We start from the raw sequence: 26,950 nt of genomic DNA, 5'->3' as shown, positions 1-26,950 counted from the left end.
GGGCGGTGCGGGGTCTCAGCCCTGCTTGCCTTCCCGGGCCTTGGCCTCCTGCTCGCGACGGCGGATCTCCCGCGGGTCGTTGTGAGCACGGCGCCGGCGACGGCTCTTGGCCTCGGCCTTCTGCTCTGCTTCGGGCGTTTCGGCGGGCGTCGGCTCGGCCTTGGCCTGGTCGGGCTTCGGCTCGGCCTTCGGGGTCGCCTGCGGCTCGGCCTTGGCCTGGTTGGGCTTCGGCTCGGCCTTCGCGGTCGCCTGCGGCTCGGCCTTGGCCTCTGCCGACTTCGGCTCGGCCTTCGGGGTCGCCTGCGGCTCGGCCTTGGCCTGGTCGGGCTTCGGCTCGGCCTTCGGAGTCGCCTGCGGCTCGGCCTTGGCCTGGTCGGGCTTCGGCTCGGCCTTCGCGGTCGCCTGCGGCTCGGCCTTGGCCTGGTCGGGCTTCGGCTCGGCCTTCGCGGTCGCCTGCGGCTCGGCCTTGGCCTGGTCGGGCTTCGGCTCGGCCTTGGCCTCGGCGGGCTTGCCCTCCGCCTTGGCCGCTTGTCCGCCAGCCTGCTTGACTGCCTTGGTGTCGGCCTTCACGTCGGTGGACTTCTCCGCCGGCGTCGCCTCGGCCCTGGCAGTGTCGGCCCTGGGTGCCTCGACCGTGTCGGACTGGGGTGCGTCACCCGCCTCTACCGGCTTGGCCTCGGCGGCCTCCGCCTGCAGGCGCTTCTGCTCGGCCTCGGCCTTGGGGTTGATGGCGTGCTGGCGCGAGCGAGTGCGCGGGTTGTTGCGGGTGCGCCTGGGCTTGCCGTCGTCCGCGGGGGCCGCCGCGGCCGGTTTCTCGTCCGCCTTGTCGACAGGCTTCTCGACGGGCTTCTCGACGGGCTTCTCAGCCCCCTTCTGGCGACGGGGGGACGTCTCGCGGGGCTTGGTGGCCTCCTGCTGCTGCCCCCTGTCCTGGCGGCCGCGCCCACGGCCGCGTCCGCCACGGCTTTCGGTGGTCTCGGCCTTGCCCTCGCCACGCTCACTCTCCTGGCGGGGGGTGCGGCGCTCATCGCTGCGGCGCTCGTCGCTGCGAGGGCGGCGCTGCCGGCCACCGCGGCTACCACGATCGCTACGCTCCTCGTCGCGCTGGGCGGGCTTGCGGGCGGCCTGGCCGGCGCGCTTCTCGTCGCCGCTGCCTGTCGCCGGTTTCTCGGCCTCTCCGGTGGGGCTCTCCTCGCTGCCCAGCAGCTTGGCCAGGCCCTTGACCAGCCGGCCCAGGACGCCGGCCTGGGGTTCGGGGGCAGGGGGAGCCGCCTTGGCCGCCGGGGGCGGGGTGGTGGCCGCCGGTGCCTCTTCCTGCTGCAGCGAGGCGGGTGCCGGCTCGTGGTGGATCACGGTCTTGACCGCGGCCTCGGCGCGCTGCACCGGCTTGCCGAAGGCGGCATCCGGTTCCTTGCCCACCTCGGTGTCGGTGGAGAGCTCGAAGCTCGACTTGATGCCGCCATCCTCGTCCACATGGTCGTCGCGCAGGCGCTGGACATCATAGTGGGGGGTGTCCATGTCCGGGTTCGGCAGCAGAACCACGCGAACGCCCTGGCGATGCTCGATGTCCGCCAGCACGTTCCGCTTCTCGTTGAGCAGGTAGGTGGCCACCGGGACCGGCAGGATGGCGCGTATCTGGGCGCTGCGCTCCTTCATCGCCTCCTCCTCGATGAGGCGCATGATCGAGAGGGCCAGCGAGCGCACATCGCGGATGGTGCCCTGGCCGACACAGCGGGGACAGACCACGCCGCTGGTCTCGCCCAGCGAGGGGCGCAGCCGCTGGCGGGACATCTCCATCAGGCCGAAGCGGGAGATACGGCCGATCTGCACCCGGGCGCGATCCAGCTTGAGGGCATCGCGCATGCGGTTCTCGACCTCGCGCTGGTTGCGCGCCGGGCTCATGTCGATGAAATCGATCACCACCAGGCCGCCGATGTCGCGCAGGCGCAGCTGGCGGGCGATCTCGTCGGCCGCCTCCAGGTTGGTCTGCAGGGCGGTCTCCTCGATGTCGCTGCCCCGGGTGGCCCGGGCCGAGTTGATGTCGATGGAGACCAGCGCCTCGGTGTGGTCGATGACGATGGAGCCGCCGGAGGGCAGCTTCACCTCGCGCTCGTAGGCGGTCTCGATCTGGGACTCGATCTGGAAGCGCGAGAAGAGCGGCACCTCGTCGACGTAGAGCTTGATCTTCTGCTGGTAGGAGGGCATCACCTGGCGGATGAAGGCCAGGGCCTGTTGATGCACCTCTTCACTGTCGATCAGTACCTCGCCGATATCCTGGCGCAGGTAGTCGCGCATGGCGCGGATGATGACATTGGACTCGCGGTAGATCAGGAAGGGCGCGGGGCGCTTGCCGGCCTCCGCGGTGATCGACTCCCACACCTGGACCAGGTAGTCCAGGTCCCACTGCAGTTCCTCGGGGGAGCGGCCGATGCCCGCGGTACGCACGATGAGGCCCATCTTGTCGGGCACCGTGAGCTGCCCCATGGCGTCCTTGAGCTGGCTGCGCTCCTCGCCCTCGATGCGCCGCGAGATGCCGCCCGCCTTGGGGTTGTTGGGCATCAGCACCAGGAAGCGACCGGCCAGGCTGATGAAGGTGGTCAGTGCCGCGCCCTTGTTGCCGCGCTCCTCCTTGTCGACCTGGACGATGACTTCCTGGCCCTCCTTGAGGACCTCCTTGATGCTGGGGCGGCCGGAAGGCTCCCTGACGAAGTACTCGCGGGAGATCTCCTTCAGCGGCAGGAAGCCATGGCGGTCGGCGCCGAAGTCGACGAAGGCGGCTTCCAGGGAGGGTTCGATGCGGGTGATCTTGCCGCGATAGATATTGGCTTTCTTCTGTTCCCGGGCACCGGACTCGATGTCCAGGTCGTAGAGGCGCTGACCATCGACCAGTGCGACGCGCAGCTCTTCGGGCTGGGTCGCATTGATGAGCATCCGTTTCATAGTGTCTCGCTAGTCTGGACGCGCCGGATGGCGGTCGTCGACATTGGCGAACCTCTGGGTGCTGCGTGCTTGTGCTCAGCGCATGTCACGGATGCGCAGTAGCGCCCGGCCGTGTCGGAACGGGGCATCATGAGCGGTTCCGGCACGGCATGACCATGTTGAGTACGGGGCGGAGGCAGGACATGTTTCGGTGGGGTGTCACCCATCCGGCCCTGCGGTCACCGCCAACACCTGGCATTCATCGATTCGCCAACGCCGGCCTCCGGCACGATGTTGAACGTTTCCCGTGGCCTGCGCCCGCTCCATGACCTGGAGAGCGGACGGGGATCCGGGCGTGGCGTGAATATCGTTTCTCGTTTTCCTGCTTTCGCTGCTCGGCGGCGGGACGTCATGGTAGCGGGCGTCGTCGCGGCCTGATCTTTTCGCTCCGGCCTGCGTGTCTGTCGTGCAGGCGCACAATCGGGCCACCAGGGCCCATTGAGGCGAGCCAGCAATATAACAGTAAACGGGTGGGAGCAGCAATTGGCGCAGGACGGCGCCCGGTGCGATAGAATGCGGCTTTTCCGCAGGTTGTCAGTGGGGTGTCGGCATGGCCGAAGGGCGCGACGTGCAGTGGGTGGAAGTGACCGAGGGCCAGGTGGGCCAGCGGGTCGACAATTTCCTGATGACGCGCATCAAGGGGGTGCCCCGGGCACTCATCTACCGCATCGTGCGCAAGGGCGAGGTTCGGGTGAACAAGAAGCGCGTCAAGGCCGACCACCGGCTGGCGCTGGGCGACATGGTGCGTATCCCGCCGCTCAAGCTGACCCCGCGCGAGGCGGTGCGCGAGGTCAGCGACAACCTGCGCAACCTGCTCGCCGGCAGCGTGCTGGTGGAGGGGCGAGACTGGCTGGTGATCAACAAGCCCGCGGGACTCGCCGTGCATGGCGGTAGCGGGGTGAAGATCGGCCTGATCGAGGCGCTGCGCCAGGTGCGCGAGGATCTCGACTTCCTCGAGCTGGTCCATCGCCTCGATCGCGATACCTCGGGCTGCCTGCTGCTGGCCAAGTCGCGCCCGGCGCTGCTCGCCCTCAACGAGTCGCTCAAGCAGCACCGGATGGACAAGCAGTACCTGGCGCTGGTGGCCGGTCGCTGGCCGGCACGGCGTGACTTCGTCGCGGCGCGCCTGGAGCGCTACGAGCTCGGCAACGGCGAGCGCCGGGTGCGGGTGGACCCGGCCGGCAAGGTGGCGCGCACCCGCTTCGTGGTGCGCGAGACCTTCGAGAAGGCCACCCTGGTGGCGGCCGAGCCGGTCACCGGCCGGACCCACCAGATCCGCGTGCATGCCGCCCATGCCGGTCATCCGCTGCTGGGCGACGACAAGTACGGCTCGCGGGAGGGCGAGCGCCTGGCCGCCTCCCTCGGCCTGTCGCGGCTGTTCCTGCATGCCGCCGCCCTGACCTTTCCCGAGCCGACCAGCGGGCGGCCGGTGCAGATCCGGGCCCCGCTGCCCGAGGAGCTCGAGACGGTGCTGACCCGAGCCCGCCGCGCCCCTTGACCCCTTCAGCCTGACACGGAGACGACAATGCGCTACCGACTGGTGATCTTCGACTGGGACGGGACCCTGATGGATTCCGCCGCGCGGATCGTCGCCTGCATGCAGGCGGCCTCCCGTGACGCCGGCTGGGGGGAGCTTGCGCCGGATAGCGTGCGCAACATCATCGGCCTGGGCCTTCCCGAGGCGATCGCCACCCTCTGTCCGGGCATCGATCCCGATCGCGCCGAGTTGCTGCGCAGCCGCTATGCCTGGCACTTCGTCGAGGGCGATCATGCGCCGATGCGTTTCTTCCCTGGAGCGGAGGAGGGGCTGGCCAGCCTTCACGGGCGACCCGGTCAGCGCCTGGCGGTGGCCACCGGGAAGAGCCGCCGCGGGCTCGACCGGGTATTCCGCGAGAGCGGCAGCGGCCGCTGGTTCCATGCCAGCCGGACCGCCGACGAGACCCTCTCCAAGCCACATCCGCGCATGCTCGAGGAACTCCTCGCCGAGCTCGACGTCGATGTCGGCGAGGCAGTGATGATCGGCGATACCGAATACGACCTGGAGATGGCCCGGGCCCTGGGCATGGACCGGGTGGCGGTGACCTACGGGGTCCACGCCCCGGAGAGGCTGGCCGCGAGCCGTCCGGTGTTCACCGCCGAGGCGGCCCCCGAACTCTTCGACTGGCTTCACGGCTAGCGTTTCCAGCACTTCAAGGACAGGGTGATCATGAGCGACGACAAGCGAGAAGACCGTTGGACCGAGGGGCCGCAGCTGGGGCCCGAGGAAGCCCGTGAGGTGCGCCAGTCGCGGGAGGCGCGAGCGGCTCCGCCGGCCGAGGATGCCGAGGCGCTGCGCGAGCGCCAGCGCCTGATGCAGATGGAGATGATGGATCGCTGGATCGGCGGGGTGCTGGTGGAGCAGCGTCGCACGCGGCGCTGGAAGCTGTTCTTCCGCCTCTTCTTCACGCTGCTGATCCTGGCGTCGCTTGCCACCACTCTCTACGGGATCTTCGGCACCCCGACACCCGGGGCGCCGGCAGGGCCGCACCTCGGCGTGGTCAAGGTGAAGGGGGCGATCGACAGCGAGTCGCCGGCCAGCGCCGAACGCATCATCGAGGGGATCAACCGCGCCTGGGATGCCGAGGGTGCCGCGGTGGTGGTGCTGCACATCGACAGCCCCGGCGGGAGCCCGGTGCAGTCCCGACGCATCTACGACGAGGTGATGCGCCTGCGCGACGAGGGAGGCAAGCCGATCATCGCGGTGATCGAGGATGTCGGGGCCAGTGGTGCCTACTACATCGCCGCGGCGGCCGACGAGGTGATCGCCGCGCCGGCCAGTCTCGTCGGCTCCATCGGCGTGATCTCCGCCAGCTTCGGCTTCGAGGAGGCCATCGAGCGGCTGGGCGTCGAGCGCCGGGTCTATGCCGCCGGTGACAACAAGGCCTTCCTCGATCCCTTCTCGTCGGTGGCGCCGGAGCAGCGCGACTTCTGGCAATCGGTGCTGGAGACCACTCACCAGCAGTTCATCGACGACGTGCGCCAGGGGCGCGGCGAGCGCCTGGTCGACGACGAGCGGCTCTTCAGCGGGCTGATATGGAGCGGCGAGCAGGCCCTCGAGCTGGGGTTGGTCGATGCCATCGGCAGCCTCGACGTCCTGGCCCGGGAGCGACTGCCCGAGCCGCGGGTGCGCGACTATACGCCGCGCCTGGACCCCTTCGAGCGGATCTCGCGGCAGTTCGGCCGGGTCGCCATGGAGTGGCTGGGCGTGCCCACCGGCCAGTCGCCGCTGCGCTATCAGGCCTATTAGCTTGAAGCTGGAAGAGCGGCGCTGCGCGCCTGGAAGCTTGAAGAAAACCCCTTGATGCAGGAGATGCAGGTAACATGCTGTCTTCCAGCTTCCAGCTTATGGCTCCCCTAGCGGATCCAAACCCGCCTCGCGCAGCAGCGCGCAGAGGCGGATCAGCGGCAGGCCGATCAGGGTGTTGGGGTCGTCCCCCTCGAGCTTCTCGAACAGCGCGATGCCCAGCCCCTCCATGCGGAAGCTGCCGGCGCTGTCCAGCGGTTGCTCGCGTTCCACGTAGCGGGCGATCTCGCCCTCGCTCAGTTCACGGAACACCACGTCGTAGTGCTCGTGGCAGACGCGGTGCTGGCCGCGGCGCGTGTCCACCAGGGCCAGGCCGGTGACAAAGCGTACGCGGTGGCCGGAGAAGCGGGCCAGGTTGGCGCGGGCGGTGGCCGCGTCGCCCGGCTTGCCGAGGATCTCGCCCTCGAACACCGCCACCTGGTCGGAGCCGACGACCAGGTGGTCCGGCCAGTCGTCGGCCAGGCGGCTGGCCTTGGCCAGTGCCAGGCGATGGACCAGGGCCTCGGGCGATTCGCCGGCTCGCGGGGTCTCGTCGATGTCGGGGCTGGCCCAGGCATAGGGGATTTCCAGGCGGTCGAGAAGCTGGCGGCGCCAGCGGGAACCTGAGGCGAGGACGAGGCGTGGCATGGGCGTTCTCCCGGGCAGTGGATGAAGGGTGGTGGTCCATTGTAATGCCTGGGCACGGTGACTTTGACAGGGGCAGGGCGAGTGCCTATCATTGCGCGCCTATGTTGACCACACGACTCCCCAGCAGGGTCGAGCCCTACAAGCTCGCCGCCCGCGCCGAGCACCTCGAAGGGCTGATGGCCCTCGACGGTTTCGCACGCCTCGCCGACGAGGTCGGGGCCCAGGCCGGCGACTGCCGCGTCTGGCTCGACTTCGGCATCGACGCCCAGGGGCGCCGGGTGATTCGCGGGCGCCTCGAGGCCGAGCTGCAGCTGCCATGCCGGCGCTGCCTCTCGCCCCTGGCGCAGCACGTCGAGAGCGAGTTCCTGCTGGGCATGGTCACGAGCGATGCTCTGGCGGCCGAGCTGCCGAGCACCCACGAGCCGGTGCTGGTGGAAAACGAACAGCTGAACCTGCTGACGGTGGTCGAGGATGAACTGATCCTCAGCCTGCCTCAGGTGGTTTACCACGACGAGGCCGACTGTGAGGTCTCTCGCGACCAGCTGACCAGCGGGGCGGATGCCGAGGCAGGGCGCGAGCCCGCTGCGAGTCCGTTCGAGGTGCTCAAGCGCCTCAAGGACAAACACTGATTCATCATCGATTGCACTCTGGAGTGACATCCCATGGCAGTTCAACAGAACCGCAAGACCCGTTCCAAGCGCGGCATGCGTCGCAGCCACGACGCCCTCAGCGCCCCGGCCCTGTCCCAGGACAAGGAAACCGGCACCACCCACCTGCGCCACCATGTGTCGCCGGACGGTTTCTACCGGGGTCGCAAGATCGTCGACGCCTGAGGCGACGACGACTCCCTCGGTGACAGCTGGCCGCTGACGTGCGGATCGCCATCGATGCGATGGGCGGTGACCTCGGTCCCCGTGCCACCGTGCAGGGAGCGGCCAGCGCTGCCATCCAGGACCCCCGCCTCGAGATCCGGCTGTTCGGCCCTCGCCGGCAGCTGCAAGACGAGATCTCTCGCCTGCCGCGGCACCTCGCCGCGGCTGGCTCGCGTCTGGACATCGTGGATGCCGGCGCGGTCATCGGTCAGGCACAACGGCCTTCCGATGCCCTGCGTCATGGGCGAGAGACCAGCATGGCGAGGATGCTCGACTGCGTTGCCGGCGGCCAGGCCGTGGCCGGGGTCAGTGCCGGCAACACCGGGGCACTGATGGCCCTGGCTCGGCGTGCCCTGGGCATGGTGGCGGGCGTCCCCCGGCCGGCCATCAGTACCGCCATTCCCACTCGCAACGAGGGGCGCTGCTACCTGCTCGACCTGGGGGCCAACGTCGAGGCCTCTGCCGAGCGCCTGGTGGATTTCGCCCTGATGGGCGAGGTGATGGCGCGCCATGTGGATGGCGTGGCGGCGCCTCGGGTGGCGCTGCTCAATGTCGGCGTCGAGGGTACCAAGGGCACGGTCAGCGTGCGCGAGGCGGATGCCCTGCTGCGGCGGATGCCGGACATCGACTACTGTGGCTTCGTCGAGGGTGACGGGGTGTTCAGCGGGGCCGCCGACGTGGTGGTCTGCGACGGCTTCGTCGGCAATGCGGTACTCAAGGCCAGCGAGGGGCTGGCGCGGATGCTGGTCGAGCGGGTGCAGGCCGCCTTCGAGGCCCATTGGAGCAGTCGGCTGGTGGGCGCCCTGGCGAGACCGACGCTGCGACGCCTGAAGAGCGAGCTGGACCCGGTGCGCTACAATGGCGCCAGCCTGCTCGGACTGGCCGGCATCGTGGTCAAGAGCCACGGCAGTGCCGACGCCACCGGTTTCCACTATGCGGTGGCCCGTGCGGTGCAGGAGGTGAGTCGGGACCTGCCCTCCCGGCTGGCGGCCGAACTCGGCCAAAGGCGGTCTGCTGTCGATTCGCCCGGTGCGACCGGTCGAATCGACAGTGGATCGAGGATCCTCGCACAGGATGAGCCGGGCTCGCTCGGCGACGACATGAGCCAACAAGAGCAAAGGTGACAGACATGACTCAACCCCTTGCCCTCGTGTTCCCCGGGCAGGGTTCCCAGCAGGTTGGCATGCTGCGGGAGCTGGCGGAACGCTACAGCGTGGTGCGGACCACCTTCGAGGAGGCCGCGGACGCTCTGGGTTACGATCTCTGGCAGGTGGTCCAGGAGGGGCCCGATCAGGCCCTCAATGCCACCGCCTGCACCCAGCCGGCGCTGCTGGCCGCCAGCGTGGCGATCTGGCGGGTCTGGCAGGAACTCGAAGGTCCGCGTCCCGGTGCCATGGCCGGCCACAGCCTGGGCGAGTACAGCGCCATGGTGTGTGCCGGCGCCTTGCCCTTCGCCCAGGGCGTGCGCCTGGTGAGGCTGCGGGGCGAGGCGATGCAGCAGGCGGTACCGGTAGGCGAGGGGGCCATGGCGGCGATCCTCGGCCTCGACGACGCCGTCGTGGAGCAGGCCTGTGCCGAAGCCGCCCAGGGTGATGTGGTCTCGGCGGTCAACTACAATGCCCCGGGGCAGGTGGTGATCGCCGGTTCGAAGGCGGCCGTGGAAAGGGCCATCGCGGCATGCCAGGAGGCGGGAGCCAAGCGTGCCATGCCGTTGCCGGTCTCGGTGCCTTCCCATTGCGCCCTGATGCGCCCGGCGGCCGAGCGTCTGGCCGCGGCCATGGAGGAGATCGAGCTGCGCTCGCCGCGTTACACGGTGATCCAGAATGTCGATGCCCAGGCCCATGCCGACGTGGCGACCCTGCGCACGCGGTTGCTCGAGCAGCTCTACCAGCCGGTGCGCTGGACCTCCTGCGTCGAGGCCATGGTGGAGCAGGGTGCCCGTGTGTTCATAGAGTGCGGGCCGGGCAAGGTGCTGACCGGGCTCGGCAAGCGGATCGCCCGGGGCAGCAAGGGGCTGGCGGTGAATGACCCGGACAGCCTGGATGCCGCCCTGGAGCTGGCTCGCGATGTGGCCAGCCAGTCGCCGTCAGCCGAAGGCTGACGCCACCTCAATTCAGGACGAAGGCGGAATCACCATGTCAACCGAATCCAGAGTGGCCCTGGTCACCGGGGCCAGCCGCGGTATCGGCCGGGCCATCGCCCACGAGCTGGGCCGTCAGGGCCGCATCGTGATCGGCACCGCGACCAGCGATGGCGGTGCCGAGCGCATCGATGCCGATCTCCGGGCCCAGGGCATCGAAGGGGCCGGGCGCAAGCTGGACGTCACCGACCAGGCCAGCGTCGATGCGCTGGTCAAGGCGATCACCGAGGAGTTCGGTGCGCCGACCATCCTGGTCAACAATGCCGGCATTACCCGCGACAACCTGTTGATGCGCATGAAGGAGGACGAATGGGACTCGGTGATCGACACCAATCTCAAGTCGGTCTATCGCGTCAGCAAGGCGTGCCTGCGCGGCATGACCCGCGCCCGGTTCGGGCGTATCGTCTGCATCAGCTCGGTGGTGGCCACCATGGGCAACCTGGGGCAGACCAACTATGCTGCGGCCAAGGCCGGCATGGAGGGGTTCACGCGCGCCCTGGCCCGCGAGGTGGCGTCCCGCGCCATTACCGTCAATGCGGTGGCGCCGGGCTTCATCGCCACCGACATGACCGAGGCGCTGCCCGAGGCGCAGCACGAGGCGCTGCTCGGCCAGATTCCCCTGGCGCGTCTCGGCAAGCCCGAGGAGATCGCGGCGGCGGTGGGCTTCCTCACCGGCGATTCGGCGGGCTACATCACCGGCGAAACCCTGCACGTGAATGGCGGCATGAACATGCGTTGACGGCCTCGTGGTTCGGCGGTTGCGCCGGCCCGAGGGCGTCTATAAACTACCCCGCAGCTTTTGGCTTGCGGTTTTGAAACGGCTGGTTATCAGAACGGCTAACGTGAACGACTGGAGTACGTCATAATGAGCACCATTGAAGAGCGCGTGAAGAAGGTTGTGGCCGAGCGCCTGAACGTCAAGGAAGAAGACATCCAGAACTCCTCTTCCTTCACCGAGGATCTGGGAGCCGATTCCCTGGATACCGTCGAGCTGGTCATGGCGCTCGAAGAGGAGTTCGACACCGAGATTCCCGACGAGGAAGCCGAGAAGATCACCACCGTTCAGGAAGCCATCGACTACGTCAACGCCCACCAGTAAGCCGGTAGCGGTCGTTACCGCTTGGTGATGCGCCTGGGGGGTCGCCCCCATGAAAGCCGCTCTGTGCACGGGGCGGCTTTCGCGTATCTACAGGGTTCGCTCGAGGTCTTGCCAGTGCGGCACATGGCGGGGAGACTCGGGTATAATGCGCACAATGGCGGCTCCGGCTATCCGGAGGCGCATCATCAAGGATGTCTGGAGGAAAGCTGATGGCTCGTAGAAGGGTTGTGGTGACCGGGCTCGGCCTGGTCACGCCGGTGGGGAATTCCGTGGAAGAGAGCTGGACCAGCATCCTGGCCGGCAAGAGCGGTATCGCCCCCATCGAGCACTTCGATGTCAACGGCTTCAATACACGCTTCGGCGGTTCGGTGAAGGGTTTCGACATCAGCCCCTATCTCAATCCCAAGGACGCCCGCAAGATGGACCTGTTCATCCAGTACGGCGTGGCCGCGGGTGGCCAGGCGATCGCGGATGCCGGGCTCGAGTGCACCGAGGAGAACGCCGGTCGCATCGGGGTGGCGATCGGCTCCGGGATCGGCGGGTTGCCGATGATCGAGCACAACCACAGCGCCCTGCTGAAGAGCGGGGCGCGGCGGATCTCGCCGTTCTTCGTGCCGGGGTCGATCATCAACATGATCTCGGGGAACCTGGCGATCCAGCACGGCTTCCGTGGTCCCAACATCGCCATCACCACGGCATGTACCACCGGTACCCACAACATCGGCTACAGCGCGCGGACCATCGCCTACGGCGATGCCGACGTGATGGTCTGTGGTGGTGCCGAGATGGCCACCACGCCGCTGGGTCTCGGAGGCTTCTCCGCGGCCCGGGCGCTGTCGACCCGCAACGACGACCCGGCTGCGGCCAGTCGCCCCTGGGACCGGGATCGCGATGGCTTCGTGCTCTCCGACGGGGCCGGGGTCATGGTGCTGGAGGCGTACGAGCACGCCAAGGCCCGTGGCGCGACCATCTATGCCGAGCTGGTCGGTTTCGGCATGAGCGATGACGCCTATCACATGACCCTGCCCCCCGAGGACGGCAGCGGTGCGGCGATGTCCATGAGCAATGCCATCCGCGACGCGGGCCTCGACCCCGCGGTGGTCGACTACATCAACGCCCACGGCACCTCGACCCCGGCCGGTGACCTGGCCGAGAGCCGTGCCGTCGAGCAGGTGATGGGCGAGGGCGCCCGGTCCGTGGCGGTCAGCTCGACCAAGTCGATGATCGGCCACCTGCTCGGCGCCGCCGGGGCCGTGGAGGCGGTGTTCAGCGTGCTGGCGATTCGTGACCAGGTGGCGCCGCCGACCATCAACCTGGACAACCCCCAGGAGGGCTGCAACCTCGACTACGTGCCCCACACGGCTCGCGAGATGAAGATCGAGGTGGCGCTCTCCAACTCCTTCGGCTTCGGGGGTACCAACGGTACCCTGGTCTTCTCGAAGGTGTGATGGGCGCCTCCGAGGTCCCGGCCGGCTGGCCCCTGGATGACCGTGGCCCGGCCTATGGCGACGGGCTGTTCGAGACCGTGCTGCTGCGCGACGGCGAGCCTCGCCTGTGGGCCGAGCACATGGCTCGCCTGGCCCGGGGCTGCCGGGCCCTCGGCATCCCGATGCCGTCCCCGGGCGAGCTGGAGCAGCCGCTCGTGGAGGCCGGGGAGGGGCTGGCCGTGCTCAAGCTGACCCTGACCCGGGGCAGCGGCGGTCGCGGTTACCTTCCGCCGGCGGTACCCGAGCCGCGATTGCGTTGGCAGATCACCCCCTTCGCCCCGGTGGCCGAGCGCTGGACGCGAGGAGTGCGGGTACGTCACTGTCGATTGCGCCTGGGCATCCAGCCGTTGCTGGCGGGGCTCAAGCATCTCAACCGCCTGGAGAATGTCCTGGCCCGGGCCGAGTGGACGGATGGCGATACCGCCGAGGGGCTGCTCTGCGACAGCGAGGGCCGGCTGGTGGAGGCCACCTGCATGAACCTCTTCTGGCGCCACGACGGGCGACTGGAAACCCCGCGGCTCGATCGCTGCGGCGTGGCGGGCACCCTGCGCGAGGTCCTGCTGGAGCGTTTGCCGATCCACGAGGTCGAGTCGGGTCCCGAGGTGCTGGAGGGTGCCGAGGCGCTGTGGCTCGGCAACTCGGTACAGGGCCTGTGGCCGGTGACCCGGCTCGATGACCACCGGGGCAGGGCGCTCCGGCACTGGGCGATCACGCCCGATCACCGGGCACTGCAGGCCGAGGCCCACGACCTGCTGGGCCATCCCCTCCCGGCCTGAGCGCCAGCGGGAGCCTGACTGAACGAGGAAGTGCATGTTGCGAGTGGTGAAGATTCTGCTGGTGCTGGCCATCCTGGCCGGGGCGGCACTGTTCGCCGGCTACCGTTACTGGGAATCGCGGCTCGAGGCCCCCATTGCCGTGGACGAGCCGACCCTCTACGAGGTGCCGCGCGGTGCCGGCTACAATCGGGTGGTGATCGACCTCGCCCGCCAGGGCATCATCGAGGATGGCTGGGCCTTCCGCCTGCTCACCCGGCTGGAGCCCGAGTCGGTGCCCAGCCTGCGAGCCGGTGAGTACATGCTCGAGCCGGGGATGAGCGGACGCGAGATGATCGCGCTGCTCGGCAGCGACCGGGTGGTCACCTACCCGCTGACCATCCCGGAGGGCTGGACCTTCCAGCAGATGCGCCAGTCGCTCGACAATGCCCCGAAGCTGGAGAGCCGCACCGAGGGACTCTCCGACGAGGAGGTGATGGCCCTGCTGGATCGTGATGGCATCTTCCCGGAAGGCTGGTTCTTTCCGGACACCTATCGCTACCACAAGGGCATGAGCGACCTGGACATCCTGGGTCAGGCCCTGGTTCGCATGGAAACGATCCTCGAGGAGGTCTGGGCCGAGCGCGCCGACGACCTGCCCCTCGATTCGCCCTACGAGGCGCTGATCATGGCCTCGCTCATCGAGCGCGAGACCGGCGCCCCGGAGGAGCGCCGCGAGATCGCCGGCGTCTTCAAGCGACGCCTGGAGCGCGGGATGCGCCTGCAGACCGACCCCACGGTGATCTACGGCATGGGCGAGCGCTTTGATGGCCGCATCACTCGCGCCGACCTCCGGGAGGCCACGCCCTACAACACCTACGTGATCGATGGCATGCCGCCGACGCCCATCGCCATGCCGGGCCGCGCCTCCCTCGAGGCGGCGGTCGACCCGTTGCCCGGCGAGACGCTCTACTTCGTGTCGCGGGGGGATGGCACCCATCACTTCTCGCGCACCCTGCGCGAGCACAACAACGCCGTGAACCGTTATATCCGCAATCGCTGATCCATCCACCCGCCCAACTGGGAGTCGCTATGTCGAGGCGCGGACGCTTTATCACCCTGGAAGGTGGGGAAGGGGTGGGCAAGACCACCAACCTGGCCCTGGTGGCCGACTGGCTCGAGGCCCGCGGGCTCGAGGTGGTCCGTACCCGCGAGCCCGGCGGCACCCCCCGTGCCGAAGCAATCCGTGCGCTGCTGCTCGACCCCGACGGCGAGGAGCCCCTCGATGACGATGCCGAGCTGCTGCTGGTGTTTGCCGCCCGGGCCCAGCACCTGGCCCGGGTGATCCGACCGGCGCTGGCGCGCGGGGCCTGGGTCGTCAGCGACCGCTTCACCGATGCCACCTTCGCCTATCAGGGAGGGGGCCGAGGGATCGAGGCGTCGCGCATCGCCGCGCTGGAGACCTTCGTCCAGCGTGGACTCGAACCCGACCTGACGCTGCTGCTGGACATGCCCATGGGCTCGGCCCAGCAGCGCCTGGAAGGGCGGCTCGATCGTCAGGGGGGCGAACGCGACCGCTTCGAGCGCGAGCGTGCCGACTTCTTCGAGGCAGTGCGCCAGGCCTACCTGGAGCGAGCCGCCGTCGCCCCCGAACGCGTGGTGGTGATCGATGCCGCCGCCGGCCTGGAGGAGGTCCAGCAACGGCTCGTCGAGTGCCTCGAGGCGCGGGTGGCGCCATGGCTGTGACCCCCCCGGATGCCCTTCGACCACTGCCCTGGCTGATGCCCCGATTCCGGGCATTGACCGCACTGGCCCGGGATGGGCGCCTGCCCCATGCCCTGCTGCTGTCGGGGCCTCGCGGAGTGGGCAAGCGATCCCTGGCCGAGGCGCTGATCGGTTGGGTGCTCTGTGGCGAGCCGGGAGAGACCGCCTGCGGCCGGTGTCACGGCTGTGTCATGCTCGCCTCCGGCTATCATCCCGACCTGCTGCGGGTCGGTCCCGAGGAGGGCAAGCGCCAGATCCGCATCGGGCCGATACGCGAGGTCAACGACTTCGTCGGCCAGACGGCCCAGCAGGGGGGCTACCGGGTGATCGTGATCTCGCCGGCGGAGGCGATGAACGTGGCCGCCGCCAATGCCCTGCTGAAGAGCCTGGAGGAGCCGGGCGAGCGGACCCTCTTCCTGCTGCTCTCCGACATCCCCTCGCGCATGCTGCCGACCATCCGTTCGCGTTGCCAGCACTGGCGCCTGGCGCCGCCGGCCGAGGCCGACTGCACCGCCTGGCTGGCCGAACGCCTGGGGGGCGACGAGGAGGCCCACTTCTGGTGGCAGGTGGCCGGCGGCCTGCCGCTGGCGGCCCTGGCCCAGGCGGAGCCGGAGGCGCGTGCCCTGCGCCAGCAGCTCGTCGAGACCTTCGAGGCGCTGGTGCGAGGCGCCGAACCGGTCGCCGAGGCGTCACGGCTGGAGCGACAGTCCACCGAGGCGATCCTGTGGTACGGTATCGCCTGGCTGGAGGACCTTATCCGCCTGGGGCTCTCCGGCGAAGGGGGTGACCTGCGAAACCCCGACCTGCTGCCGCTCTATCGACAGGCCATCAAGAACGGCCGGGTACGGGACTGGTTTCGCCTGCTCGACTACGCTCGAGAGCAACGGCGACTGCTCGCCGCGGGGGGCAACCCCAATCCTCAGCTGGTGCTGGAAGCCTGGCTGGTGCGCTGGTCCGCACTGCTGCGTTCCTGATCATTCGACGATGGATCATTCCACGAGGTGTCGCCCATGGCCGCTCAGAAAGCCCTCTCCCTGACCATCCAGGATGTGCCGACCCTGCTGTCCGCCTACATGCCGTCGCTGGAGCGGGGGGGCATCTTCGTGCCCACCCGGGAGCGCTACGAACTGGGCCAGGAGGTCTTCCTGCTGCTGATGCTGCCCGGCGAGAGCGAGCGCGTCCCGGTCACCGGCCAGGTGGTGTGGGTTTCCCCGGAAGGGGTCGCCGGCCGTCGCGTGCCCGGCATCGGCATCCACTTCAGCGCCGAGGACCAGGCGGTGCGTGGCCGCATGGAGAGCCTGCTCGCCGGGCAGCTGGACAAGGGCGCGCCCACCTATACGCTCTGACGGGCTTCGGGCTGAATTCACTCACCGGGTATGCCATTCCATGTTTGTCGATTCCCACTGCCATCTCGACCGTCTCGACCCTCGCACCCATGACGGCGACCTGGCGGCGACCCTTGCCGCCGCCCGCGCGCGCGACGTGCGCCAGTTTCTGGCCATCGCCGTGACCCTGGAGGACGTGGCGAATCTCGCCGCCATCGCCCGCGAGCATGACGACGTGGTGATCTCCGCCGGCGTCCACCCGCTGCACCGCGTGCCCGAGGAGCCGACCGTCGAGATGATCCAGGAGGTCGCCGAGCGCCACGCGGCCGTGGCCATCGGCGAGACCGGGCTCGACTACCACTACCTCGACAGGGCACGTGGCGAGGGCGCGGAGGCGGTGCCTTCCCGGGAGGTGCAGCTCGAGCGCTTCCGTCGCCAGCTGATCGCCGCCCGCGAGCTGGAACTGCCGGTGATCGTCCACACTCGCGAGGCGCGCGAGGACACCCTGGCGCTGATCCGCGAGCACACCGACCCCCGGGTGGGCGGGGTACTGCACTGCTTCACCGAGGACCTGGACATGGCCCGGGAGGCGGTGCGCCTCGGTTTCTGCATCTCGCTCTCCGGCATCGCCACCTTCCGCAATGCCGCCTCGATCCGTGAGCTGGCCCGGCGTATCCCCCTGGATCGCCTGCTGATCGAGACCGACAGCCCCTACCTGGCGCCGGTGCCGCACCGCGGCAAGCCCAATGAGCCGGCCTGGGTGGTGGAGGTCGCCGAGTGCATCGCCGCCGAGCGCGGCATCAGCGTCGACGAGGTGGCCATGCAGACCACCGCCAACTTCTACCGGTTGTTCCGGGCCGCCGCCCCCCAGGCGCCCGAGGCGATACGCGAGACCCTGACCCGAGCCGGACTGGTCTAAGCTCACCACAGGACCCCACGCGAGGCCTTGCCATGACCCTCGAACCGCTGCTGGCCCATATCGACCCGGAGGGCGAGATCCCGCCCGTGGCGTCCTGGCACCCCGAGCACCAGGGCGAGATGGACCTGGTGATCGCCGCCGACGGCCGCTGGATCCACGAGGGCGTGGCCATCGCCCGGCCACGCCTGGTACGGCTGCTCTCCACGATCCTGCGGCGCGAGGCAGACGGCAGCTACTGGCTGGTGACCCCGGCGGAGAAGCAGCGCATCCGGGTCGAGGATCGTCCCTTCCTGGTGGTCGATGCCGAGCCCGACGGGGCCGGCGACTGGTGGCTGACCACCAATGTCGGCGACCGGATGGCGCTGGATGAGCACCACCGAACGAGCCTCAGCGAGACGCCCCGCGGCGAGGTGGTGCCCGAGGTACCGGTGCGCTTCGGTCTCGCCGCCCGCCTGGGCCGCAATCTCTACTATCGCCTGCTGGAGCAGGCCGAGAGCCGGCTCCTGGCGGAGGGTGGCGAGGAGCTGGGCCTGGTGAGTGCCGGTGTCTGGCATCCCCTCGGTCGGCTGGAGGAGCACGAGCGGCTCGACGGCGGGGCGGCATGCGGCTGACCGCCGAACAGCGGGCCGTGGTCGAGCACGGCGACGGCCACGCCCGGGTCGCCGCCGTGGCCGGCTCCGGCAAGACCACCACCATGGTGGCGCGGGTGCTCCACCTGCTGGGCCGGGGCGTGCCGCCGGAGCGAGTGCTGGTGCTGATGTTCAACCGCTCGGCCCGGGAGGACTTCCGGGCCCGCCTGGCCGCCATGGCGCCGGCGGGGCAGCCGTTGCCCGACGTGCGCACCTTCCACTCCCTCGGGCACCGGCTGACCGCGAGCCTGACCCGCTGGGGAGTGCTGGCCCCGCGGGAGCTGCTCACCGCCGACTGGCAGCTGGAGCGGCTGCTGCGCCAGGCCACCCTGGCGGCGCTGGAGGACGAGCCCGAGGCGCGGGAGGCGGCGCTGGAAGGCGAGCGCCTCGAGGCCCTGGCCCATTTCTGTTCGCTGGTGAAGGCCGAGATGGTCGACCCCGCCGAGCTCTTCGCGCGGCTCGATTTCGGCGAGCAGACCGACCACTTCCCCGCCGCCTTCGTCCACGCCCAGCGGCTGCTCGCCGACCAGGGGCTGATGAGCTATGCGGACCTGCTCTACCGCCCGCTCGAGGTGCTGGAGGCCGATGGGGGCCTGCGTCGTCGGGTCCAGGGGTTTCTCGACCATGTGATCATCGACGAGTACCAGGACATCAACGTCGCCCAGCAGCGGCTGCTGGCGCTGCTCGCCGGCCGCGACGCCGCGGTGATGGCGGTGGGTGACGCCAACCAGTGCATCTACGAGTGGCGGGGTGCGCATCCCGACACCATGCTCGAGCGCTTCACCGCCACCTTCGGCGAGGCCCGCGACTACCCGCTCTCCACCACCTTCCGCCATGGCCACGCCCTGGCGCTGGCAGCCAACCACGCCATCGCCGCCAACCGCCGGCGCCCCGACCAGCTCTGCCTGGCGACCCCGGACAACCCGGCGACCCACCTCGCGGTGGGGCAGGGCGGGCGGGCGCTGCTCGAGGCGCTCGAGGCCTGGCAGCGGGAGGGACGACGGCTCGACGAGGCTTGCCTGATGGTGCGCAGCTGGGCGCTGTCGGTGCCGCTGCAGCTGGCGCTGCTCAGAGCCGGGCTGCCGTTCCGCCTGGCCCGGGAGGATCGCTTCGTCTTTCGTCTGCCGCTGGTGCAGGCCCTGGCCGGCTACCTGATGCTGGCCCGCGAGCCTCGCCTGTTGCAGGACCCGGGTCACCTGCTGCTGCTGCTCTCCCAGCCGACCCCCTTCGTGTCCCGGGAGCGGATCCAGGCCCTGGCCGTGCGCCTGGCCGAGACCCAGCGCTGGCCGGAGCGCCACGATCCCCTGCTCGAGGGGCTCAAGCCACACCAGCGACGTACCCTCAAGCGGCGCTGGGCCCTGCTCTGCGAACTCCCCGGGCTGGGTAACCGACCACCGGCCTGGCTGCTCGAGCACGTGGTCGAGAGTGTCGAGGCGGAGAAGGTGCTCAAGCGTGCCGCCGCCCGGCGCGACAAGGGTGAGGAGGACGTGCGCCTGCTCGACGTGCTGATCGAGCAGGCCGCCGAGCTGGGGGGCGACACCGAGGCGTTCGTCGAGCTGCTGCGTCGGCCGGTGGCCAATCGCGATGACGGGGTGCTGGTCACCACCGTGCACGGCGCCAAGGGGCTGGAGTGGCCACTGGTACTCCTCGGCGGGACCAACGAGGAGGACTTCCCCCACTACAGCCGCGACAACCCGCTCTCGTCGCAGCGCCTGGAGGAGGAGCGGCGGCTCTTCTACGTGGCCATCACCCGGGCCCGGGAGCGGCTGCTGGTCGTCCATGACGGTGGCGACCATCGCCCCAGCCGCTTCATCGCCGAGATGGCCTGGGAGGACTGCCGGCGCGTCGCTGGACGCCTGGCCGCCGGAGAACAGGCCGACTACGCGGCACCCCTGGCAGTGTCCGCTCCCGACCTGGTGGCGCGCTACCTGAGCGGGATCGAACGGCCCCTGCCGCTGACCGCGGCACCGCTCGCTCCCGCCGGCATCGCCGAGCCAGCACCGGCCGGCGCGGCATTCAATGTCGGCCAGCGTCTGCGGCACGCGGTCTTCGGCGAAGGCGAGATCGCGGTGGTGGAGGGGGATCCGGACAATCCGGTCATCGAGGTCCGGTTCCGCCAGGCCGGCCGGCGGCGACTGATCGCGCGCCGGGCCCCCATAGAACTGCTCGAAGGAGTCCATGCATGACACAGGTGCTGATCAAGGCCACCGAGCTGGCCGAGGCCCTCGAAGGGGCCAATCCGCCACGGATTCTCGATTGTCGCGCCCGGCTGGGAGATCCCGACGCGGGCCGGAGACTGTGGCTGGAGGCCCACCTGCCCGGCAGCCTGCCGATCGATCTCGACCGCGACCTGGCGGCGCCGCCGGGGCAGGGCGGTCGCCACCCGCTACCGACGCCCGAGGCCTTCTCGGCGGTGGTGCAGCGTCTCGGGATCGCTCCCGGGCAGCCGGTGGTGGTCTATGACGACATGGGCGGGCAGCTGGCCGCGGCCAGGGCCTGGTGGATGCTCGCCTGCTGGGCCGGTCACCCCGGGGTGAGGGTGCTCGATGGCGGCCTCGAGGCCTGGCTGGCGGCGGGGTTCTCGTTGATCGACGACGGCGATGCGGAGGCGCTGCCGGCGACCTCCGCGTGGCAACCGCGCTACGACGAGGGTGCGCGCGTCACGGCCGACCAGGTCTTCTCCGGCCGCGAGCTGAAGGTCGATGCACGCAGCCTCGAACGCTTCCGGGGCGGGGCCGAGCCGATCGACGCCGTCGCCGGGCACATCCCCGGCGCACTCTGTCGTCCCAGTGCCGACAACCTCGACCAGGGCGGGCGCTTCAAGTCCCCGGAGGTGCTGAGCGCGGAGCTGCCCGAGGCGGCGGAGGTGATCGCCTACTGCGGCTCCGGCGTCACCGCCTGCCACAACATCCTGGCCTATGCCGTGGCCGGCAAGCCGCTGCCCCGACTCTATGCCGGCTCCTGGAGCGAGTGGATTCGCGACCCGTCGCGCCCCGTCGCCCGAGGTTGACGGCGGCGTTGACCCGGGGCCGGGCAGGGCGGGCCGCCCGCCACTACGCTTGAGGGTGAGGTGACAGGGCGGACGTCGGGGGGGACGGACATGAACTTTGCGTTGATCGGTGCGGCAGGCTATATCGCTCCCCGCCACATGCAGGCCATCAAGGAGACCGGCAACGGCCTGGTCGCGGCCTACGACATCAACGACTCGGTGGGTATCATCGACTCGATCTCCACCGACTGCGCCTTCTTCACCGAGTTCGAGTACTTCCTCGAACACGCCTGGCGGCTCCGTCGCCTGGGGAAGGGGGCGATCGACTACATGGTGGTCTGCTCACCCAACCACCTGCACAGCGCCCATATCACCGCCGGCCTGCAACTGGGCTGCGATGTCATCTGCGAGAAGCCGCTGGTGCCCACCCCGGCGCAGCTGGACGAGCTGGGTTGCATGGAGGAGGAGACCGGCCGGCGGGTCTACAGCATCATGCAGCTGCGCCATCATCCGGCGATCCACGAACTGCGCGACAAGGTGGTCGCGGAGACTCGCGACAGCAGGTATGAGGTGGAGCTGACCTACATCACGGTGCGGGGGCCCTGGTATCTGGCCAGCTGGAAGGGCGATCCACGCAAGTCCTACGGGGTGGTGGCCGAGATCGGCGTGCACTTCTTCGACATGCTGCACCTGGTCTTCGGCGAACTGCAGCAGCAGGTGCTGCACTACAGCGATGACCACAAGGCCGCCGGCTACATGGAGTACGAGAAGGCCCGGGTGCGCTGGTTCCTCTCCATCGATGCACAGGACCTGCCGGAGAGCGTTCGCGGCCGCCAGTCGACCTATCGCAGCATCACCTGCGACGGGGAGCTGTTCGAGTTCTCCAGTGGCTTCAACGACCTGCATACCGTCAGCTACCGGGAGATCCTCGCCGGCCGCGGCTTCGGCATCGATGCCGTACGCCACTGCCTGGAAACCGTGCACGGCCTGCGGCAGGCACGCCCCGAACCGCCTCGCGAGGGAGAGGCGCATCCTCACCTGCTGGCGCTCGCCCCTTGTCGCGACTGAGGAGGCAGCATGGAGTTCATCGATCTCACCCTCCAGCAAGCGCGACTCAAGCCCCGGCTCGATGCCGCCATCCAGGCCGTGCTGGCGCACGGTCGCTACGTGCTCGGCCCCGAGGTGGACGAGCTGGAGCAACGCCTGGCGGCGCGTGCCGGTGTGGCGCACTGCATCGGTTGCGCCAACGGCACCGATGCCCTGCAGATCGCCCAGATGGCACTGGGCATCGGCCCGGGCGATGAGGTCATCGTGCCCGGGTTCAGTTTCATCGCCTCCGCCGAGAGCGTGGTGCTCGCCGGGGCGCGTCCCGCCTACGTGGATATCGACCCGCATACCTGCCTGCTCGATCCCGGCCAGCTGGAGGCGGCCGTCACGCCGGACACCCGGGCCATCATGGCGGTATCGATATTCGGGCAGTGTGCCGACATGGAGGCGATCGACGCCGTGGCCGCCCGCCATGGCCTGGCGGTCATCGAGGATGCCGCCCAGAGCTTTGGGGCCACCCGCCACGGGCGCCCTTCCTGCGGTCTGAGCCGGGTCGCGGCCACCAGCTTCTTTCCCAGCAAGCCACTGGGCGCCTACGGCGACGGCGGAGCGCTGTTCACCGATGATGCCGAGCTGGCCGAGCGGCTGCGCAGCATCGCCCGCCATGGGGAGGTGCGGCGCTATCAGCATGCGCACCCGGGGATGAACAGTCGCCTGGATACCCTGCAGGCGGCGATCCTGCTGGCCAAGCTGGAGCTCTTCGACGAGGAGATCGTGCGGCGCCAGGCGGTGGCCGAGCGCTATGATCGACTGCTGCAGGGCCTGGATGTCACCCCCCCGCTGGTGGCGCCGGGCAATACCAGCGTGCATGCCCAGTACAGCCTCCAGCTGCCCGAGCGCGACCGCGTCCAGGCGCACATGGCCGAGGCCGGCATCCCCACCGCGATTCACTATCCTCGGCCGCTGCACCGGCAGCCGGCGATCGCCGACCCGGCCTGCTCGCTGCCGGCCTGCGAATCGGTGTGTGAACGGATACTCAGCCTGCCCATGCACCCCTATCTCGAGATGGCCCAGCAGGAGCGGGTGGTGGAAGCGCTGCGCCGGGCTTTGCCCGGAGCTGTAAGCCATAAGCTATAAGCTGGAAGAAAAACCGTCGCCACTGGCTAGGACCAGTGGCATCTTCCTGTCGGCTTACGGCTTACGGCTTACGGCTTACGGCTTATGGCTTACGGCTTACGGCTTACGGCTTACGGCTTACGGCTTACGGCTTACGGCTACGGCTTCGAGCTCCCGGCGAAGCCGGGTTACATATTGGGATAGTTGGGCCCGCCGCCACCCTCCGGCGCCACCCAGGTGATGTTCTGGGCCGGGTCCTTGATGTCGCAGGTCTTGCAGTGGATGCAGTTCTGGAAGTTGATCTGGAACTTCGGCTGGCCCGCCTCGTCCTCGACCACCTCGTAGACGCCCACCGGGCAGTAGCGTTGCGCCGGCTCGGCGTATTCCGGCAGGTTGTCGCGGATCGGCAGCTCCGGGTCCGTGAGCCGCAGGTGACAGGGCTGGTCCTCCTCGTGGTTGGTGTTCGACAGGAACACCGAGGAGGGCTTGTCGAAGGAGAGCTTGCCGTCGGGCTTCGGATACTCGATCTTCTCGCACTCGCCGGCCGGCTTCAGCGCCGCGTGGTCCGGTGTGGTGTCATGGACGTTGGGCAGCCTGCCGCCGAGCAGCTGGTTGACGAAGTTGTAGGCCCCGCCGCCGACGGTGCCGTACTTGTGGATCGCCGGACCGAAGCTGGCGCTCTCCTTGAGTTCGGCGTAGGCCCAGCTCGCCTCCCACTTCTCGGTGAAGGCGGTCAGCTCCTGGCCGCCCTCGTCGCCCTTGGCCACGGCCTCGAACACCGCCTCGGCGGCTACCAGCCCGGACTTCATGGCGGTGTGCAGCCCCTTGATCTTGGCGAAGTTCAGCGTGCCGGCGTCACAGCCGATGAGGAGGCCGCCGGGGAAGGTCATCTTCGGCAGGCAGTTGAGGCCGCCCTTGGCGATGGCCCGGGCGCCGTAGGCCACCCGCTTGCCGCCCTCCAGGTACTGCTTGAGCACCGGGTGGTGCTTCATGCGCTGGAACTCGTCGAAGGGCGAGAGCCAGGGGTTCTGGTAGGAGAGGTCCATGATCAGGCCGACCACTACCTGCTGGTTCTCGCCGTGGTAGAGGAACCAGCCGCCGTGGGTGTGCTTGTCCAGCGGCCAGCCGGAGCCGTGCAGCACCAGGCCGGGCTCGTGCTGCTCGGCCGGCACGTCCCACAGCTCCTTGAGGCCGATGCCGTAGTGCTGGGGATCCTTGCCGGCGGCGAGGTCATACTCCTGGATCAGGCGCTTGCCGATATGGCCGCGGGCGCCCTCGGCAAACAGCGTGTATTTGGCGCGCAGCTCCATGCCCGGCATGTAGCTGTCCTTGGGCTGGCCATCGGCCCCGACGCCCATGTCGCCGATCAGGATGCCCTTGACCACGCCCTCCTCGACGATCGCCTCCTGTGCGGCGAAGCCCGGGAAGATCTCCACGCCCAGCCCCTCGGCCTGCTCGGCCAGCCAGCGGCACAGGTTGCCGGCGCTGATCACGTAGCGGGTCATGTCGCCGCCGGTGTTGTGCATGCTCTTCGGCACCAGGGCGTTGGGCAGCTTCTGGGCCTTCGCGCCGTCCTTGAGCAGGTAGAGCTCGTCGCGGATCGCCGGGGTGGTCAGCGGGGCGCTGCGCGCTTCCCAGTCGGGGAAGAGTTCCTGGAGGGCTCGGGGCTCGAACACCGCCCCGGAAAGGATATGGGCACCCACCTCGGAGCCCTTCTCCACCACACAGACGGTCAGTTCCTGTTCGGCCTCGTTCGCCTGCTGCATGAGGCGGCACGCCGCCGACAGGCCCGCGGGGCCGGCGCCCACGATGACCACGTCGAAATCCATGGACTCACGTTCTGCTTTTTCCACCTGAACACTCCTCCCTCGCCGCCGACGCGGGGCTAGAGCGCATGCCACCAACGTCGAAAGGTTTTAAAACGGTCGTTTGCTTCTCGATATTCTCCATGATAGGCATAATAGACGACTCAGGTCACCCCTTCGATGGGCAATGTGCGGTGAAGCCTGTCCTGGCCCGGTAGGCAAGGGGATTGTTGCCATGGTCACCGCTGTGGCAAATTGGATGAGTTTTCGGGTGCGGCGCCTATCAAACGCTTGCATGAAACGTATAAGGGCATGTCAAGCGGTTCTAAGGACACGCTGATACGCCTGCCGCCGAGCCGGCATGGTCGGTATGTTCCTAACCAGACGGTTCGTTAGAGTGAACCAAGCGAGGACACCATGAAAGTACTCGTCGCGGTCAAACGCGTCATCGACTACAACGTCAAGATCCGGGTCAAGCCGGACCACTCCGACGTCGATCTCACCAACGTCAAGATGGCCATGAACCCCTTCTGCGAGATCGCCGTGGAAGAGGCGGTGCGCCTGAAGGAGAAGGGCGTCGCGACCGAGATCGTCGCCGTGACCATCGGCCCCAGGGCCGCCCAGGAACAGCTGCGCACCGCGCTGGCGCTGGGTGCCGACCGGGCCATCCATGTCGAGACCGACGAGCGCGTCGAGTCGCTGGGCGCCGCCAAGGCGCTGGCCAAGGTGGTCGAGGCCGAGCAGCCGGGCCTGGTGATCCTCGGCAAGCAGGCCATCGACAGCGACAACAACCAGACCGGCCAGATGCTCGCCGCCCTGACCGGCCTGCCCCAGGGCACCTTCGCCTCGGAAGTCGTCATCGACAACGACAAGGCCCGGGTGACCCGCGAGATCGACGGCGGCCTGCAGACCGTGGAGCTGACGCTCCCCGCGATCGTCACCACCGACCTGCGCCTCAACGAACCGCGCTACGCCAAGCTGCCCGACATCATGAAGGCCAAGAAGAAGCCGCTGGACGTCAAGAGCCCCGCGGAGCTTGGCGTCGAGGTGGCGAGCAGGATCAGGCTGCTCAAGGTCGAGCCGCCGGCCGAGCGCCAGGGCGGCGTCAAGGTGGGCTCCGTGGATGAGCTGGTCGATAAACTGAAGAACGAAGCGAAGGTGATCTCATGAGCATCCTGGTACTCGCCGAACATCACGACGGCGCCCTGGCCGGCGCCACCGCCGATGTGGTCGCGGCCGCCCAGGCCATTGGCGGCGATATCGACGTGCTGGTGGCAGGCGAGGGCGTTTCCGCCATCGCCGAGGCCGCGGCGAAGCTCGACGGCGTGAGCCGCGTGCGGGTGGCCGACCACGCCGCCTACGCCCACCTGCTGGCCGAGCCCACCGCGGCGCTGCTCGCCGAGCTGGCGGGTGACTACACCCACCTGCTGGCGGCCGCCTCCACCACCGGCAAGAACGTGCTGCCGCGTGTCGCCGCGCTCAAGGACGTGGCGCAGATCTCCGAGATCATCGCCGTCGAGTCCCCGGACACCTTCAAGCGCCCGATCTACGCCGGCAACGCCATCGCCACGGTGCAGAGCGAGGACGCGCTGAAGGTGATCACCGTACGCGCCACCGGCTTCGATGCCGTAGGCGAAGGCGGCAGCGCCGCCGTCGAGGCCGTCGACTTCGTGGCCGACAACGCCCAGTCCACCTTCGTCAAGGAGGAGCTCGCCCAGTCCGACCGCCCCGAGCTGGGGGCCGCCAAGGTGGTGATCTCCGGCGGCCGCGGCATGGGCAACGGCGAGAACTTCAAGCTGCTCGATGGCATCGCCGACAAGCTGGGCGCGGCCATCGGCGCCTCGCGCGCGGCGGTGGACGCCGGCTTCGTGCCCAACGACATGCAGGTGGGCCAGACCGGCAAGATCGTCGCCCCCGAGCTCTACATCGCCGTGGGCATCTCGGGTGCCATCCAGCACCTGGCCGGCATGAAGGACTCCAAGGTGATCGTGGCGATCAACAAGGACGAGGAGGCGCCGATCTTCCAGGTCGCCGATTATGGATTGGTGGCCGATCTG

26 protein-coding genes are annotated in these 26,950 nt (G+C 69.0%); 23 read left to right on the top strand and 3 right to left on the bottom strand.

All coding sequences use genetic code 11. The annotated features are described in order from the left end of the window. Positions 1–15 precede the first annotated feature (15 nt). Positions 16–2,940 carry a ribonuclease E gene (rne, locus tag ACOMD9_RS19640; RefSeq protein WP_421417697.1) on the bottom strand — a complete coding sequence of 975 codons (2,925 nt, stop codon included), beginning with the start codon at positions 2,938–2,940 and terminating at the stop codon, positions 16–18. Positions 2,941–3,529: 589 nt separating this feature from the next. On the opposite strand from rne, the gene ACOMD9_RS19635 reads away from it, so the two are divergent. Genes ACOMD9_RS19635 through sppA form a run of 3 tightly spaced genes read left to right on the top strand, consistent with a single transcriptional unit; the run spans position 3,530 to position 6,265 of the window. Beyond that, positions 3,530–4,477 (top strand): RluA family pseudouridine synthase, encoded by a 948-nt coding sequence (locus ACOMD9_RS19635; RefSeq protein WP_421417696.1) that lies wholly within the window; start codon positions 3,530–3,532, stop codon positions 4,475–4,477. A 27-nt stretch (positions 4,478–4,504) separates the two neighbouring features. Next, entirely contained in the window at positions 4,505–5,155 is a 651-nt protein-coding gene (locus tag ACOMD9_RS19630; protein ID WP_421417695.1) for an HAD-IA family hydrolase, read from the top strand. Between the two features lie 30 nt (positions 5,156–5,185). Next, positions 5,186–6,265 (top strand): signal peptide peptidase SppA, encoded by a 1,080-nt coding sequence (gene sppA / locus ACOMD9_RS19625; RefSeq protein ID WP_421417694.1) that lies wholly within the window; start codon positions 5,186–5,188, stop codon positions 6,263–6,265. 96 nt (positions 6,266–6,361) lie between these two features. Here sppA and ACOMD9_RS19620 read toward each other — a convergent pair whose 3' ends face one another. Beyond that, entirely contained in the window at positions 6,362–6,949 is a 588-nt protein-coding gene (locus ACOMD9_RS19620; RefSeq protein ID WP_421417693.1) for a Maf family protein, read from the bottom strand. Positions 6,950–7,050: 101 nt separating this feature from the next. Here ACOMD9_RS19620 and ACOMD9_RS19615 point away from each other — a divergent pair, with 101 nt between their 5' ends. The 18 genes from ACOMD9_RS19615 (at position 7,051) to ACOMD9_RS19530 (ending at position 23,109) form a co-directional block, all read left to right on the top strand. Continuing rightward, positions 7,051–7,578, top strand: coding sequence for a YceD family protein (locus tag ACOMD9_RS19615; RefSeq protein ID WP_421417691.1), 528 nt, complete (start codon positions 7,051–7,053; stop codon positions 7,576–7,578). A 33-nt stretch (positions 7,579–7,611) separates the two neighbouring features. Beyond that, positions 7,612–7,782 carry a 50S ribosomal protein L32 gene (gene rpmF, locus ACOMD9_RS19610; RefSeq protein WP_421417689.1) on the top strand — a complete coding sequence of 57 codons (171 nt, stop codon included), beginning with the start codon at positions 7,612–7,614 and terminating at the stop codon, positions 7,780–7,782. A 38-nt stretch (positions 7,783–7,820) separates the two neighbouring features. Continuing rightward, positions 7,821–8,945: a phosphate acyltransferase PlsX gene (plsX, locus tag ACOMD9_RS19605; protein ID WP_421417687.1), complete on the top strand. Its 1,125-nt coding sequence runs from the start codon at positions 7,821–7,823 to the stop codon at positions 8,943–8,945. Between the two features lie 5 nt (positions 8,946–8,950). After that, positions 8,951–9,922, top strand: coding sequence for an ACP S-malonyltransferase (fabD, locus tag ACOMD9_RS19600; protein ID WP_421417685.1), 972 nt, complete (start codon positions 8,951–8,953; stop codon positions 9,920–9,922). Between the two features lie 34 nt (positions 9,923–9,956). Then, positions 9,957–10,700, top strand: coding sequence for a 3-oxoacyl-ACP reductase FabG (gene fabG, locus ACOMD9_RS19595; protein WP_421417684.1), 744 nt, complete (start codon positions 9,957–9,959; stop codon positions 10,698–10,700). A 126-nt stretch (positions 10,701–10,826) separates the two neighbouring features. Then, on the top strand, positions 10,827–11,060 hold the full coding sequence (gene acpP / locus ACOMD9_RS19590; protein ID WP_008956801.1) for an acyl carrier protein: 234 nt from the start codon (positions 10,827–10,829) through the stop codon (positions 11,058–11,060). 209 nt (positions 11,061–11,269) lie between these two features. Further along, complete coding sequence (gene fabF, locus ACOMD9_RS19585) at positions 11,270–12,508, top strand: beta-ketoacyl-ACP synthase II (RefSeq protein WP_421417681.1); 1,239 nt, start codon at positions 11,270–11,272, stop codon at positions 12,506–12,508. Beyond that, on the top strand, positions 12,508–13,323 hold the full coding sequence (gene pabC / locus ACOMD9_RS19580) for an aminodeoxychorismate lyase (protein WP_421417679.1): 816 nt from the start codon (positions 12,508–12,510) through the stop codon (positions 13,321–13,323). Before fabF ends, pabC begins: the two co-directional genes overlap by 1 nt. A gap of 34 nt (positions 13,324–13,357) precedes the next feature. Continuing rightward, positions 13,358–14,362: an endolytic transglycosylase MltG gene (gene mltG, locus ACOMD9_RS19575; RefSeq protein WP_421417677.1), complete on the top strand. Its 1,005-nt coding sequence runs from the start codon at positions 13,358–13,360 to the stop codon at positions 14,360–14,362. A 29-nt stretch (positions 14,363–14,391) separates the two neighbouring features. Continuing rightward, the gene (gene tmk / locus ACOMD9_RS19570; RefSeq protein WP_421417676.1) at positions 14,392–15,045 is read left to right on the top strand and encodes a dTMP kinase; all 654 of its coding nucleotides are present in this window, start codon (positions 14,392–14,394) and stop codon (positions 15,043–15,045) included. A gap of 35 nt (positions 15,046–15,080) precedes the next feature. Continuing rightward, positions 15,081–16,037, top strand: a complete 957-nt coding sequence (locus tag ACOMD9_RS19565; protein ID WP_421417712.1) for a DNA polymerase III subunit delta' — start codon at positions 15,081–15,083, stop codon at positions 16,035–16,037. A gap of 36 nt (positions 16,038–16,073) precedes the next feature. Then, a complete protein-coding gene (locus ACOMD9_RS19560) occupies positions 16,074–16,409 on the top strand; it encodes a PilZ domain-containing protein (RefSeq protein WP_421417674.1) in 336 nt (111 codons plus the stop codon). A gap of 40 nt (positions 16,410–16,449) precedes the next feature. Further along, positions 16,450–17,307 (top strand): TatD family hydrolase, encoded by an 858-nt coding sequence (locus ACOMD9_RS19555; RefSeq protein ID WP_421417672.1) that lies wholly within the window; start codon positions 16,450–16,452, stop codon positions 17,305–17,307. 32 nt (positions 17,308–17,339) lie between these two features. Further along, complete coding sequence (locus tag ACOMD9_RS19550) at positions 17,340–17,918, top strand: DUF1285 domain-containing protein (protein ID WP_421417671.1); 579 nt, start codon at positions 17,340–17,342, stop codon at positions 17,916–17,918. Then, positions 17,909–20,122 (top strand): ATP-dependent helicase, encoded by a 2,214-nt coding sequence (locus ACOMD9_RS19545; RefSeq protein ID WP_421417670.1) that lies wholly within the window; start codon positions 17,909–17,911, stop codon positions 20,120–20,122. Before ACOMD9_RS19550 ends, ACOMD9_RS19545 begins: the two co-directional genes overlap by 10 nt. Next, positions 20,119–20,946, top strand: coding sequence for a sulfurtransferase (locus tag ACOMD9_RS19540; protein ID WP_421417669.1), 828 nt, complete (start codon positions 20,119–20,121; stop codon positions 20,944–20,946). The genes ACOMD9_RS19545 and ACOMD9_RS19540 overlap by 4 nt, the downstream gene beginning before the upstream one ends. Positions 20,947–21,036: 90 nt before the next feature. Continuing rightward, on the top strand, positions 21,037–21,993 hold the full coding sequence (locus ACOMD9_RS19535) for a Gfo/Idh/MocA family oxidoreductase (protein WP_421417668.1): 957 nt from the start codon (positions 21,037–21,039) through the stop codon (positions 21,991–21,993). A 9-nt stretch (positions 21,994–22,002) separates the two neighbouring features. Further along, positions 22,003–23,109, top strand: a complete 1,107-nt coding sequence (locus ACOMD9_RS19530; protein WP_421417667.1) for a DegT/DnrJ/EryC1/StrS family aminotransferase — start codon at positions 22,003–22,005, stop codon at positions 23,107–23,109. Positions 23,110–23,276: 167 nt separating this feature from the next. On the opposite strand, the gene ACOMD9_RS19525 is transcribed toward ACOMD9_RS19530, so the two are convergent. Further along, on the bottom strand, positions 23,277–24,941 hold the full coding sequence (locus tag ACOMD9_RS19525) for an electron transfer flavoprotein-ubiquinone oxidoreductase (protein ID WP_421417666.1): 1,665 nt from the start codon (positions 24,939–24,941) through the stop codon (positions 23,277–23,279). 369 nt (positions 24,942–25,310) lie between these two features. Between ACOMD9_RS19525 and ACOMD9_RS19520 the strand changes: the two genes are divergently transcribed. Continuing rightward, the gene (locus ACOMD9_RS19520) at positions 25,311–26,063 is read left to right on the top strand and encodes an electron transfer flavoprotein subunit beta/FixA family protein (protein ID WP_421417665.1); all 753 of its coding nucleotides are present in this window, start codon (positions 25,311–25,313) and stop codon (positions 26,061–26,063) included. After that, the coding region (locus tag ACOMD9_RS19515; RefSeq protein WP_421417663.1) for an electron transfer flavoprotein subunit alpha/FixB family protein at positions 26,060–26,950 on the top strand (891 nt) is incomplete at its 3' end. The genes ACOMD9_RS19520 and ACOMD9_RS19515, both read left to right, overlap by 4 nt.

Origin of the sequence: Halomonas terrestris, assembly GCF_049166755.1 — a bacterium.
GTDB lineage: Bacteria > Pseudomonadota > Gammaproteobacteria > Pseudomonadales > Halomonadaceae > Halomonas.
The sequence above is the reverse complement of the archived record's forward strand: the minus strand, read 5'-3'. Positions and strand labels throughout refer to the sequence as shown.